Origin of the sequence: Alistipes sp. An116 (assembly GCF_002161005.1) — a bacterium.
Classification (GTDB): Bacteria; Bacteroidota; Bacteroidia; order Bacteroidales; family Rikenellaceae; genus Alistipes; species Alistipes megaguti.
The window spans coordinates 1-13,203 of record NZ_NFLR01000028.1 but is presented as its reverse complement, the minus strand read 5'-3'; the positions used below and the strand labels follow the sequence as shown (position 1 = coordinate 13,203).

Genomic DNA, 13,203 nt, shown 5'->3' with positions numbered 1-13,203 from the left:
ATATGAAACAAGTGATGATACTGACCGGTGCCGGACAGATCGGTATGGCAATCGCCCGCCGCATGGGCGCCGGCATGAAGATCGTCATCGGCGACAAGAGCCCGCAGCACGCCGCATCGATTGCTGAAACGATGAACCGGGCCGGATTCGATGCCATCCCGGTCGAGATGGATCTCTCCTCTCGGGATTCGATCCTCGCGTTGATCGACACGGCCCGGAGCTGCGGCGAAATCTCGATGCTGGTCAATGCGGCGGGGGTTTCCCCGAGTCAGGCCTCCGTCGAAACAATCCTTCGGGTCGACCTCTACGGCACGGCGGTGCTGCTGGAGGAGGTCGGACGGGTCATCAGCCGCGGCGGGGTCGGCGTAACCGTCTCCAGCCAGTCGGGACACCGCCTGCCGGCACTCGGCGAAGAGGCCGACCGGCTGCTGGCCACGACTCCGACCGAAGAGCTGCTTGTGCTGGAGATTTTGCAGCCCCGCAACATCCGCGATACGCTGCACGCCTACCAGCTGGCCAAGCGCTGCAATGTCAAGCGCGTGATGGCCGAGGCGGTCAAATGGGGCCGGCGAGGCGCCCGCATCAACTCCATCTCGCCGGGCATCATCGTCACACCGCTGGCGCTGGACGAGTTCAACGGTCCGCGCGGCGACTTCTACAAGGAGATGTTTGCCCGATGTCCGGCTGGCCGCCCCGGTACGGCCGACGAGGTGGCCAACGTCGCGGAGTTGTTGATGGGGCCCCGGGGTTCGTTCATCACCGGGAGTGACTTTCTGGTCGATGGTGGCGCTACGGCCTCCTATTTCTACGGAGCATAATCCCGACACGGGTTCCCTCCCATCAAACCGGACTTTCTGCGGAAGGCCCGGTTGTTTTTGTCTGAAGCGCAGGGCCATTTCCGGTATCAACTGTGTGGACCGAATCTAAAAGAGCCCCTGCGGTGCCCTTTGCTTTGAGTGTGCAATTACCAGCAAGATCGCGCAATCGCGCCCCGTGGTGAAACAAACCTGCGATGGGTGTCGTTATCCTCACAACGACGCAAAAAACACCGACCATGACAACGCCATTCATCCCTTCCTCGGCTCCCCACTGAAGAGCCGACCACCTCCCATCGGTTGCCCGCCGTCTCCGGTTGGACGACAGCATGCCCCGATCCGTTCGGGCCAAAAGCTGCACGCTCCCCATTCTTGCCGCGACATGAACCTCATGCCGTTTGCCGGTACGGGAGCGCCTTCGTGCTGACGACCTTGCGACCCCGGGATTCCGCACCGTTCGACTTCTGGCGTCGAATGTGCTGCCGATTCCCGGGTCCGAAAACCGAAGGGAGCGAGGTTGTGTTCTCGTGGCACAAAAACCCCGCATCGGGTTTTTGGCTGCCACTTCGAACCACCTCGCCCTGCGGGGCAGCCCCGCCCGGTCTGCTCCCGAGGGTCGCACACCGAACCATCCGCCGCTCGCCGGGCCACGACGCTTTATCACCCCGAAGAAGAAATCACGCAGCTCGAGCCGGTAATGAAATTTTGTCGGATGACTGTGTGCGCCAACTGGAATTAAAAGCCTATCTTTATAGGGCAATAACCCGACGAGCGTATGAAAGAGAAATCCGAGAATTATTGCCGCTTTTCTATGGACAAGAATGCTTGCCAAAAGATTGGGCCGCCAAGTCCTCAATATAAACTGAGGAAACTCACGGAGGAGGATATTCCCGACCTGCAAATCTTGTTTCGGGAGACCGTTCTTCATGTAAATGCGCGAGACTACACCCGCGAAGAGGTGGAGGACTGGGCTTCGTGTGGGGATAGCGTAGAGCATATGAAAGATCTTTTGGCTCGCAATGACTACGTAGCTGCGCTGAACGAACGGGACGAGATTATCGGCTTCTCGTCGATGAATGCCGAAGGCTATCTGCACTCGCTGTTTGTGCACAAGGATTATCAGCGGGTCGGCGTCGGGAGTCTGCTGCTGTCGGTCGTGGAAAAGAGAGCTCGGGAATACGGAGTCGCGGAAATCACCTCCGAGGTGAGCCTGACGGCTCGTCCTTTCTTCGAGAAGAGAGGGTACGAAGTAGTGAAGGTTCAGAAACGCCGGGCAAATCGGTTGGAACTGACCAATTTTGTGATGCGAAAGCATTTCAAAGACTGACACAGCCATCCCTTTCCACCCGTCCGCAAAGATCCGACTTGCCAGTATCGGCTGCAAGGCTGTACGGAGCGTCCCACGGGGACGGTCTTGCATCCGTCGCCGCCAAGTCCGGGCTGGTCGCTATCGGGTGGAAAGAGGCGAAATGGAGAGAATCGTATAATGTAATCAGTCCTAAAGAATTTGCATCAGTTACATTACCCGCCAAACGGTAACGGCTGATACCGTGGATGAGATTCTCGATTCGGACTATCCCCAGTTGCGTCTTTTTCGCATAAAACGGGATTACAGTCTTGTTCTGCTGCAGGATTGCCGAGCGAATGGGCTGTTTCAGTTCCGCAATCTGCCGAGACGTTCAGTGCCGTAGGATTTCTTTTCGGGCGAATGCTTCATCAGCGTTTGAAGGTGCCTGTCGGCATGATCACCTGCGCTTGGGGCGGTTCGAAGGTCGAAGCCTGGATGAGTCGGGAGAATCTGCTGCGTTTTGCCGAAGTCCGCATTCCCGACCGGGTAGATCCGACTCGTGCGAATGTGACCCCTCGGTTCTTTACAATGCCATGATGTAGATGATGCGCTGGCTCTCGACATGCACTACAAATACCGGGAAGCCGGACGAATCCGATTGCCGCTTATCGGGAGATTCTTGCCTCACAGCCGGATAGCAGCGTAGTCGTCATATCCGTAGGTTTTGCAACCAATCTGCGGATGTTGCTGGAATCTGCGCCCGATTCGGTGAGCAACCTTTCCGGAGAGGAGTTGGTAGCCCGCAAGGTTCGACTGCTGTCGATGATGGGCGGCAATTTTGTCAATCCCCGGGCCCGTGAATTCAATATCCGTTACGATGTGCTTTCGGCCCGCACTCTATTCGAGCGGTTTTGCTTGTCGCCGCGAGGATGTGTGACGGTGGATGATGCGGGACACATCCTGTTTAAGGCGACCGAACATGGCCGGGTCCGGATATTGAGCATTCGGTCTGATGATCGAGAGCGTATTGTCTCGCATATCGAGAATCTGGTTGAGCGGACACTCCCCCCCCCTGTTTTTCAATGCAGAATCCAACGGGATACCGATTGAAAAATAACGAGATTATCTATCATCTCTGAACAACCAGGCGGCTATTCGAGCAGTTGGTTGGTGCGGCGGATCAGTCCGACGGTCGAGTCATTGTTGAAGACCGAGTACAAACCCTGCTGTTCCTGGGCCGGATCACCGCAGTAGTCGTCGCCGCGCTCCCAGTAGAGGTGTTCGGGCCGGGCCTCGCCGCCCCATGCCCAGAAATTGGCTCCGGCCAATACCCCGCCGCTGCGTTTCGACTCGACGAGCCGGTCGAGGATCTCCGTGTAGTAGGCGTCGCGCAGGGTGGTCGGCGTGTTCCTTGCGAACTGGAAGCTGTCGCGCGGGAATCCGAACTCCTCGATGATGACCGGCTTGTTCAGCCGCCGGCCGATCTCCAGATGCATGTCGATGTATTTTCGGGTCATCTCTTTGGCGTTTTCCAACCCTTCGGCCAGCGCGTTGCGATCGACCCAGCGCCAGTTGCTGGGCCAGATGTGGAGGTTGACGTAGGCGATTTCGGGGATGGCATGGATCCGTTCGGCGAGTTCCAGGTTGCTTTCGCAGCCGTAGAAGCCCTCCGAGCCGGTCGAGATCATGTGGTTGGGGTCGAGCGAACGGATCAGCCGGGCCGTTTGGGCGATCCACTCGGCGAAGGCTTCGTGGTTGGCGGTTCCGAAGGGTCGCGGTTCGTTGCAGATCTGCCACGAGAAGATGGCGGGGTCCTCGGTGTATTTCAGACCGGTGTAACGGTTCGTGCGGCCGACGATGAAGCGCACGTGGTTTTCGAAGAGTTCGCGGGCCCGCATGTTGGGGATAAACCGCGAGACGTAGTCCGTATAGGTTTCGTAACCGTCGACGCAGGGAATGGGGGCCTTTCCTTCGCCGCTCCAGGCCAGATACTGGGAGTAACCGCCCGACCACTCCCACGAGTTGTTCAGATAGAGTACGGCCTGCATGCCGCGCTGTCCGAGTTGGGCGAGCAGATAGTCGAGTCCGTCGAGCAGACGGTCGTCGTATTGCCCGGGGGCATACTGGAGAATGGGTTCGATTTTGGCGGTGACGCCCGCATCGCCTTCGGCCCCGACGAGCACGCGCAGGTTTGTGATGCCGCAGGCGGCCAGCGAGTCGAGTTCGCGTGCGAGCCGTGTGCGGTCGCCGCCTTCGCCCGTCGAGGCGAGGATCGGGGCGTACCAGAGGTTCGCACCCAGGAAGTAGCAGGGTTTGCCGTTGATGAGGATCCGGCCGTTTTCGGCACGGGAGAAGGGCTTGTTTTCCGGAGCGGAGCCGCAGCCGGAGTTGAGGCTTGCGGCGAGACACATCCAGAGACCGGGGAGGAGAAGGTGTTTCACGGGTTCAGACTGTTTTGCTCGGATAAAGGTACGCATTTTCAGTCAAACGTTGAGGCCGGACGGGGCAAAATGTCATAAAAAACACGTCATGGGCCGAAATCCAGTGTTACGGTCACCCTTCGGTAGGTACGCAGGAGGATGTCGACGCCTACAACGATGCCAAGGGGTTGGAGGATCCGCAGCGCAAGTTGGGTATTAAGGTTTGCGTGTCGGTGGAGACTGCACCGAAATCCCGTGCCGGATTATGTAACCTGACGGAGGAGACCGGCGAGCTGTTGATGTCGGCGAATCCCTGCAGCAGGAAGAAGATCAGCGCCACGAGCGGGACGGCGAGCAGGAGTTTTTTCTTCCGTTCGCGGTGACGGATAAAATTCAGAAGCTGTTTTTTGCGGGAGCGGGGTGAAAAATGGGGGTTATGAACGGTTTGTTTGGTTGGGCCGATGCTCCCCGACGCTTTTTTTCTGTTTGAAAACGTTCGAATATTGTTCAAAAAGCGTATAACCGCCAACCCCGCCGGTTGTGCGTGAAACCTTCATCCGGGAGGAATGTCCCGAGATCGGGCATTTGTCCCGGTCCGGATTCGTGACTGGCAACCGATACGCGGGCACGAGGATCAACCTTACGATCCGAACTACCGGCCGGTTGATTTGTTGGGTTATGCATCGTTCTGTTTATTAGTGTGTTGTGTTGTTGTGCGGCTTTTCGGCCGATACGCCGTCAAACGTGCTGCCATGAACGGCATGTCCCGGATTCCGGATCGGTCGTCGGAAAATCCGTTGGTTCGACCGTCCCCGCAAGCACCCGGATCGGCCGGTTCAGGCCTGCCTTTGACGGCTGAACAGGGGCGGACGGGAGGTTTGGCAACCTGCGGAAAAAATGGTAACTTTGGAGAATTATGGACGCAAATATCGAAATATGGATCGTCCTTGCGGGGCTTTGCCTGATGATGGGGATGCTGATCGCCGACTGGTTGCGACCGGGCTTCGTGCTGTTTTCCGGCGTGGTGCTCTTCATGTGCACGGGCATTCTCACGCCGCACGAAGCCCTCGCGGGATTCGGCAACGAGGGGATGATCACCGTTGCGCTGCTGTTTCTGGTCAGCGAAGGGGTCCGGCGCAGCGATGCGCTGGGGCATCTGGTCAAGTGGCTGCTGCCCGTACGGCGTGACATGACCGTGCGCAAGGGCTACCTGCGCATTCTGCCGACGATTGTCGCCGTGTCGGCCTTTCTGAACAATACGCCCGTGGTGGTGGTCTTCATCCCGATCATCAAGCAGTGGGCCCGCAGAACGGGACTTGCCGTGCGCAAGTTTCTCATTCCGCTGTCGTATGCGGCCATTCTGGGCGGCATGTGCACGCTCATCGGCACGTCGACCAACCTGGTGGTCCACGGCATGATGCTCGATGAGGGGTTTGCGGGGTTTTCGATGTTCGAGCTGGGCAAGGTGGGAGGCTGTATTGCCGTTGTGGGCCTTCTTTATATGATTCTGCTGGGCAACCGGCGTCTTCCGGACGATTCGACGCTCGAGGAGCAGCCCCGAACGGAGGAGTCGGGACGTGAGGTGGAGGCGGTGCTCGGGCCCCGCTTCCCGGGGATCAACCGCACCTTTGCCGAATTTGATTTCCGCAGCCATTACGGGGCCGGGATCCGCTCCGTGCGACGGGGCGGTGAGGAGCTGCCGCCCGAATCGGTCATCTTCCGGGCGGGAGACACGCTGGTGCTCGAGACCGACGGAACGTTCATCGACCGCTGGGGCGATTCGCGGGTCTTCCTGATGCTGAGCAACGGCTCGGAACACCGCCCGGCCTGTCCGCGGTGGAAGAAGTGGCTGGCGCTTGCGCTGCTCGTGGTGATGATCGCCGGGGCCACTTTCGGCAGCATGCCCTTCATGGCGGATCTCGTACCGGGCATGCGGCTTGACATGTTCTTCTGGGTCTGCGTGGTGGCGGTGCTGATGGCCTGCTTCGGGATCTTCCCGGCCAAGAAATACACGAAATTCATCTCGTGGGATATTCTGGTGACGATCGCCTCGGCGCTGGCTATCAGTCGGGCGATGGTCAACTCGGGGCTGGCCGACTGGATCGCCTCGGGGTTGTCGCAACTGTCGTCTGCGGCATCGCCGTGGGCCGTGCTGGCCGTGCTCTACATCACGACCAATCTCATCACCGAATTCATCACCAACAATGCGGCGGCAGCCTTTGCCTTTCCCGTGGCGCTGTCGGCGTCCGCCCACCTCGGGGTGGATCCGATGCCCTTTTTCGTGGCGATCTGCATTGCGGCCTCGTGCAGCTTCTCCTCGCCGATCGGCTACCAGACGAACATGATCGTGCAGGGAATCGGCAACTACCGCTTCCGCGATTTCGTGCGTATCGGTCTGCCGTTGAATCTCATAGCCTTTGTGGTCTCGATGGTCCTGATCCCGCTGTTCTGGCCCTTCGAACCGCTGATCTGAAACCGAAGAACATGGAAAACATTCATCCGATATTCGACCGTATGGAGTCCCGCGCGGAGAAGGAGCGACAGCTCGGCCACCGCGGTGCGGTCGTCTGGTTTACGGGGCTCTCGGGCTCGGGGAAGAGTACCCTGGCCATCGCCCTTGAACGGGCCCTCTCGGCCCGGGGCATCCTGTGCCGGATCCTCGACGGCGACAACGTCCGCTGCGGCATCAACGCCGGACTGGGTTTCTCGGAGGCCGACCGCCGCGAGAACATCCGCCGCGTGGCCGAAGTGTGCCGGCTCTTCGTCGATACGGGCGTTGTGGTGCTGGCCTGCTTCGTGAGCCCGACGCGGGAGCTGCGGCAGATGGCCGCCGGGATTGTCGGCGAGCGGGACTTTCTGGAGGTCTACGTCTCGACGCCCCTTGCCGAGTGCGAGCGGCGCGACGTGAAGGGGCTCTACGCCAAGGCCCGACGGGGTGAGATCCGCGACTTTACGGGCATCTCGGCGCCGTTCGAGGAGCCCGACGCTCCGGCGCTGCGGCTCGATACGTCGGGACGGTCGGTTGACGAGTGTGTCGACCGGCTCCTGGAGCGGCTGCTGCCGGCAATTGAACTGAAAAAGGACACAGAACAACAATAAGATGAAAGAGTATCAGCTGAGCCATCTGAAGACGCTCGAAGCCGAAGCCATACACATCATCCGGGAGGTGGCGGCCGAATTCCGCAATCCGGTGATGCTCTACTCCATCGGCAAGGATTCGTCGGTGATGGTGCGTCTGGCCGAGAAGGCCTTCTATCCGGGCAAGGTTCCCTTCCCGTTGATGCACATTGATTCGAAATGGAAATTCCGCGAGATGATCGAGTTCCGCGACGCCTATGCGAAGAAATACAACTGGAATCTGATTGTCGAGTACAACAGAAAGGCTTACGAGGCGGGTGTAGGGCCCTTTACGCACGGCAGCCGCGTACATACCGATCTGATGAAGACGCAGGCGCTGCTCATGGCGCTGAAGAAGTACGGCTTTGATGCGGCGTTCGGCGGAGCGCGGCGCGACGAGGAGAAGAGCCGGGCCAAGGAGCGGATCTTCTCGTTCCGCAACGAGTTCCAGCAGTGGGACCCGAAGAACCAGCGTCCCGAGTTGTGGGACATCTACAACACGCGGGTCCACGAGGGGGAGAGCATCCGGGTCTTTCCGCTGTCGAACTGGACGGAGCTCGACGTGTGGCAGTACATCCGCCAGGAGCGGATTCCGATCGTACCGCTCTACTTTGCCAAGGAGCGTCCGGTGGTCGAGGTGAACGGCAACCTGATCATGGTTGACGACGACCGCATGCCCGAGGAGTTGCGGCGCAGGGCCGAGATGCGCAAGGTTCGCTTCCGCACGCTGGGGTGCTACCCGCTGACGGGGGCCATCGAGAGCGAGGCCGACACGATCGAGAAGATCATCGAGGAGATGATGACCACGACCCGCTCCGAGCGCACGACGCGGGTGATCGACTTCGACCAGGAGGGGAGCATGGAGCAGAAGAAACGCGAAGGATACTTTTAAAGAGAGACGAACATGGCACTCAGCATAGAGGAATTTCTGGCACAGGACGAACGCAAGGACCTGTTGCGTTTTTTGACGGCCGGGTCGGTCGACGACGGCAAGTCGACGCTCATTGGGCGGCTGTTGTACGACAGCAAGCGGCTCTACGAGGACCAGCTCGACGCCCTTGAGCGGGACAGCAAGCGGTGCGGCAACGCCGGCGACCATATCGACTACGCCCTGCTGTGCGACGGACTGAAGGCCGAGCGCGAACAGGGCATCACCATCGACGTGGCCTACCGCTACTTCGCCACCAACCGCCGCAAGTTCATCATCGCCGACACGCCGGGTCACGAGCAGTATACGCGCAACATGATCACCGGCGGATCGACGGCCAATCTGGCCATCATTCTGGTCGATGCCCGCACGGGCGTCATTACCCAGACACGCCGTCACAGTTATCTGGTCTGGCTGCTCGGCATCCGGCATATTGTTTTGGCGGTCAACAAGATGGATCTGGTGGACTACTCCGAGGCGCGTTTCCGCGAGATTGTCGACGAATACAAGACGTGGCTTTCGTCGCAGGGACTCGACATTCCGGATCTGCAATGCATCCCGCTTTCGGCGCTCGAGGGCGACAACGTCGTCGACCCGAGTCCGCGCACGCCCTGGTACAAGGGTCCGTCGCTGCTGAACTTTCTGGAGACGGTCGAGATCGACCTGGACATCAACATGCACGATTTCCGTTTTCCGGTCCAGTATGTGCTGCGTCCCGACGCCGATTTCCGCGGCTACAGCGGTAAGATCGCCTCGGGCATCGTGCGGCGCGGCGACCGGGTCGTGGCGCTGCCGTCGGGCCATACGTCGCGTATTGCGCGCATCGTCACCTACGACGGTGATCTGGAGGAGGCCTTTGCCCCGCAGTCGGTGACGCTGACTTTGGAGAACGAGATCGACCTTTCGCGCGGCGAGATGCTCGTCCATCCGGATGATCTTCCCCACGTCGGCCACCGCTTCCGGGCCATGATGGTTTGGATGGACGAGGAGCCGCTGGACCGTTCGAAGGCCTTCTACCTGAAGCATACGACCCGCACGACGCGGGCCCATGTCGGGACGATCCACCACCGTGTGGAGATCAACGTCGGCGAGCAGGTCGAGGCTGACGGCATGAAACTCAACGAGATCGCGCTGGTGTCGCTCGTTACGGACTCGCCGCTGATCTACGACGGTTACCGCGAGAACCGCCAGACGGGGGCCTTCATCCTGATCGACCCGGTGACGAACTTCACCTCGGCCGTCGGCATGATCGTGGCGCCGGACGAGGAGACGTCGGCCGGGGATTCCGACCGCATCGTCATCGACCTTGCGGTGTGCGGCATTGCTCCGGAACACGACGAGGCGATTGCCGAATTCTGCCGGGCCTTGCGCCGCCAGACCGGCATCGAGGTGGAATGTACCCGAAAATAGTGTGACGATGAGCCTTTTCCGACTGAATTTCGATACGCTGCCGGTCAATACGCTGGTGGGCGCCGACCGGAGAACCTTCCGCGAGGTGACGCGCGGGGCGGAGATCGACCCGTCGTGCCGCGGCAAGTACCGGCTGACGCGTCTGGTGCGGGGCATGCTCGACCCCTTCTACCTGCTCAATGAACGCCGCTACGATCGGCTGCCCGAGCGGACGGATCTCGAACCGCCGGTCTTTATCATCGGTCATTGGCGCAGCGGCACGACCTACGCGCACAACCTGCTTTCGTGCGACGACCATTTCGGCTGCTGCACGACCTACCAGACGGTCTTTCCGCATCTGATGCTGTGGGGGCGCCCCTTCTTCGAGCGTTGCATGGCGGCGGTGATGCCCTCGTCGCGCCCGACCGATTCGATGCGTCTCGGGGTGGAGCTCCCGCAGGAGGAGGAGTTCGCGCTGAGCAACATGACCCCCTGCTCGCATTACCATTTCTGGATGTTCCCCCACCGCATGGCCGAATACCGCGAACGCTTTCTGACCTTCGAACGGGCGACCGACCGGGAGCGCGAGGAGTTCCTTGCGGCCGAGGACAGGGTGATGCGTATCGCACTGCAGGTCTCTGGCCGGCGGCAGTTCCTGAGCAAGAATCCGCCCCATACGGGTCGTGTGGCGATGCTGCTCGAACGCTATCCGCAGGCGCGGTTCATCTATCTGGTCCGCAACCCCTACGTGGTCTACGAATCGACGCACAACTTCTTCCGCCAGACGATCAATGCCGTGGGAATGCAGCGCATTACGGACGAGGCGCTCGACCGCGAAATCCTGCTCAACTACCGGGCGCTGTACGAGAGCTACGAGTCGGCGCGGGGGACGATCCCCGAAGGACAGCTCTTCGAGGTGCGCTTCGAGGATCTGCAGGAGTCGCCGCTTGAGATCGTCGAACTGATCTACGACCGGCTCTCGCTGGGTGATTTCCAACAGGTCCGGCCCGCCATGGAGCGTTATCTGGCCACCTTGCGCGGTTACCGCAAGAAGCGCTACGAATTCGACTCGCGGACGATCGAACGGGTCGAGAGTCACTGGGGCGATGCCCTTCGCGAGTGGGATTATCAGCTCTAACCTCTTCGGGTCGGCCCCATCCGCTGTTCCTGATTGGGACCCTTCCCTTGCTCTGATTGGGCCCCCGGCTTGATTCCACACAATCGGATCCGACCTTTGAGGACGGGTTCGATTTTTTATTCCTGCCGGCGCACCGCAGGGAACAATCTGTCGGGAAAATCGGTATCTTTGTGGCCGTAACAGAGCCCAAAAGAGCCAAAAAGATGGATATTTCGAAAATCAACAAGGTGGAGATCCGCAACCTTCAGCGGCAGGACTATGACCAGCTGGCCTCCTCTTTCACACGGGTCTATGCCGACGGGAGCGACGTATTCTGGACCCCTGCCCAGATCGACAAACTGATCCGCATCTTCCCCGAGGGGCAGATCGTGGTGGTGGTGGATGACAAGATCGTGGGTTGCGCCCTCTCGATCATCGTGAATTACGACCTGGTGAAGGGCGACCACACCTACGCCCAGGTGACCGGCAACGAGACCTTCGATACCCATACGCGCAAGGGCAACATCCTCTACGGCATCGAGGTCTTCATCCACCCCGACTACCGCGGACTGCGCCTCGGCCGCCGCATGTATGAATACCGCAAGGAGCTGTGCGAGAAGCTCAACCTGAAGGCGATCATGTTCGGCGGTCGCCTGCCCAACTACCACAAGTATGCCGACCGGATGCGTCCGAAGGAGTATATCGACAAGGTTCGCAAGCGTGAGATCTACGATCCGGTGCTGCTGTTCCAGTTGTCGAACGACTTCCACGTGCGCAAGGTGATGCGCAATTACCTGCCCAACGACGAGGAGTCGCGCCACTTCGCCTGCCTGTTGCAGTGGGACAACATCTACTATCAGGCCCCCACCGAAGAGTACGTGCAGCCGAAGACCACGGTGCGTGTGGGGCTGGTCCAGTGGCAGATGCGTACCTATACGACCCTGGACGACCTGTTCGAACAGGTGGAGTTCTTCGTCGACTCGGTGAGCCGCTACCAGAGCGACTTCGTCCTCTTCCCCGAGTATTTCAACGCCCCGCTCATGGCTCGCTTCAACAACGACGGCGAGTCGCAGGCCATCCGCGGACTGGCCGGCTATACGGACGATATCCGCGAGCGGTTCGTGGGGCTGGCCATCAAGTACAACATCAACATCATTACGGGCAGCATGCCCTATATCCGCGAGGACGGACTGCTCTACAACGTCGGATTTCTCTGCCGGCGCGACGGTTCGTACGAGATGTATGAGAAGCTGCACGTGACGCCCGACGAGATGAAGTGCTGGGGTCTGAGCGGCGGCAAGGCGATCCGGACCTTCGAGACCGACTGTGCGCGGATCGGCGTGCTGATCTGCTACGACGTGGAGTTCCCGGAGCTGTCGCGCATCATGGCCGACGAGGGAATGCAGATTCTCTTCGTGCCGTTCCTCACCGATACGCAGAATGCCTATTCGCGGGTTCGGGTCTGCGCCCAGGCGCGCGCCATCGAAAACGAGTGCTTTGTGGCCATTGCGGGCAGTGTGGGCAACCTGCCGCGGGTCCACAACATGGACATCCAGTATGCGCAGTCGGGGGTCTTCACGCCGTGTGACTTTGCCTTTCCGACGGACGGCCGCCGGGCCGAGGCGACACCCAATACGGAGATGATCCTTATTTCGGATGTGGACCTCGATCTGCTGAACGAGCTGCACACCTACGGCAGTGTCCGCAATCTGAAGGACCGCCGTCACGATCTGTACGAATTGCGCGTGCGGAATCGGTAGCCGGGAGCGTGCTGCATCGATGGTTGAGCGCTGGAGCCGCTGTTCTACCCTACGACTGATATAAGCCTCCGCGACGAAGAGCCGCGGGGCTTGTTTTTTTGCGGAGGCCACTCTGGAGATGTGAAAACACTGGTTGGTAGAATGTTATCCACCATGCAGCTTTCGGGGGCAGGATCTCCTCGTCGGACGAATCTGAAAAAAGGCGGAAAAATATGGGGAAAAAGTTTGTGGAATCGGAAAATAGCGTTATCTTTGCACTCGCAATACCGAAAGGGGTGCGTTAGTTCAGCTGGTTAGAATACGTGCCTGTCACGCACGGGGTCAGGGGTTCGAGTCCCCTACGCACCGCCAGAAAGGGTGTAAATCAAG

The 13,203-nt window shown here is 59.8% G+C and carries 11 protein-coding genes and 1 tRNA gene; 10 read left to right on the top strand and 2 right to left on the bottom strand.

Annotated features, from left to right (window positions below; genetic code table 11):
- Nucleotides 1-2: 2 nt before the first annotated feature.
- The 3 genes from B5E60_RS12645 (at nt 3) to B5E60_RS12635 (ending at nt 3,213) form a co-directional block, all read left to right on the top strand.
- On the top strand, nt 3-818 hold the full coding sequence (locus tag B5E60_RS12645; RefSeq protein WP_087312176.1) for an SDR family oxidoreductase: 816 nt from the start codon (nt 3-5) through the stop codon (nt 816-818).
- A 772-nt stretch (nt 819-1,590) separates the two neighbouring features.
- Nucleotides 1,591-2,142 carry a GNAT family N-acetyltransferase gene (locus tag B5E60_RS12640; protein WP_239403345.1) on the top strand — a complete coding sequence of 184 codons (552 nt, stop codon included), beginning with the start codon at nt 1,591-1,593 and terminating at the stop codon, nt 2,140-2,142.
- A 594-nt stretch (nt 2,143-2,736) separates the two neighbouring features.
- The gene (locus B5E60_RS12635) at nt 2,737-3,213 is read left to right on the top strand and encodes a nucleoside hydrolase (protein WP_087312174.1); all 477 of its coding nucleotides are present in this window, start codon (nt 2,737-2,739) and stop codon (nt 3,211-3,213) included.
- 41 nt (nt 3,214-3,254) lie between these two features.
- Here B5E60_RS12635 and B5E60_RS12630 read toward each other — a convergent pair whose 3' ends face one another.
- Nucleotides 3,255-4,514, bottom strand: a complete 1,260-nt coding sequence (locus B5E60_RS12630) for a glycoside hydrolase 5 family protein (protein WP_087312210.1) — start codon at nt 4,512-4,514, stop codon at nt 3,255-3,257.
- A gap of 178 nt (nt 4,515-4,692) precedes the next feature.
- The gene (locus B5E60_RS13830) at nt 4,693-5,034 is read right to left on the bottom strand and encodes a hypothetical protein (RefSeq protein ID WP_143260764.1); all 342 of its coding nucleotides are present in this window, start codon (nt 5,032-5,034) and stop codon (nt 4,693-4,695) included.
- 405 nt (nt 5,035-5,439) lie between these two features.
- Between B5E60_RS13830 and B5E60_RS12625 the strand changes: the two genes are divergently transcribed.
- The 7 genes from B5E60_RS12625 (at nt 5,440) to B5E60_RS12595 (ending at nt 13,185) form a co-directional block, all read left to right on the top strand.
- Entirely contained in the window at nt 5,440-6,996 is a 1,557-nt protein-coding gene (locus B5E60_RS12625) for an SLC13 family permease (protein WP_239403343.1), read from the top strand.
- 11 nt (nt 6,997-7,007) lie between these two features.
- Nucleotides 7,008-7,622: an adenylyl-sulfate kinase gene (gene cysC / locus B5E60_RS12620; RefSeq protein ID WP_087312172.1), complete on the top strand. Its 615-nt coding sequence runs from the start codon at nt 7,008-7,010 to the stop codon at nt 7,620-7,622.
- 1 nt (nt 7,623) lies between these two features.
- Nucleotides 7,624-8,532, top strand: coding sequence for a sulfate adenylyltransferase subunit CysD (cysD, locus tag B5E60_RS12615; protein ID WP_087312170.1), 909 nt, complete (start codon nt 7,624-7,626; stop codon nt 8,530-8,532).
- A gap of 12 nt (nt 8,533-8,544) precedes the next feature.
- The gene (gene cysN / locus B5E60_RS12610) at nt 8,545-9,978 is read left to right on the top strand and encodes a sulfate adenylyltransferase subunit CysN (RefSeq protein ID WP_087312168.1); all 1,434 of its coding nucleotides are present in this window, start codon (nt 8,545-8,547) and stop codon (nt 9,976-9,978) included.
- Between the two features lie 7 nt (nt 9,979-9,985).
- Nucleotides 9,986-11,095 carry a sulfotransferase family protein gene (locus B5E60_RS12605; RefSeq protein WP_087312206.1) on the top strand — a complete coding sequence of 370 codons (1,110 nt, stop codon included), beginning with the start codon at nt 9,986-9,988 and terminating at the stop codon, nt 11,093-11,095.
- A 203-nt stretch (nt 11,096-11,298) separates the two neighbouring features.
- Nucleotides 11,299-12,834 (top strand): bifunctional GNAT family N-acetyltransferase/carbon-nitrogen hydrolase family protein, encoded by a 1,536-nt coding sequence (locus tag B5E60_RS12600; RefSeq protein ID WP_087312166.1) that lies wholly within the window; start codon nt 11,299-11,301, stop codon nt 12,832-12,834.
- 274 nt (nt 12,835-13,108) lie between these two features.
- Nucleotides 13,109-13,185 (top strand) — tRNA-Asp (locus B5E60_RS12595).
- Nucleotides 13,186-13,203 lie beyond the last annotated feature (18 nt).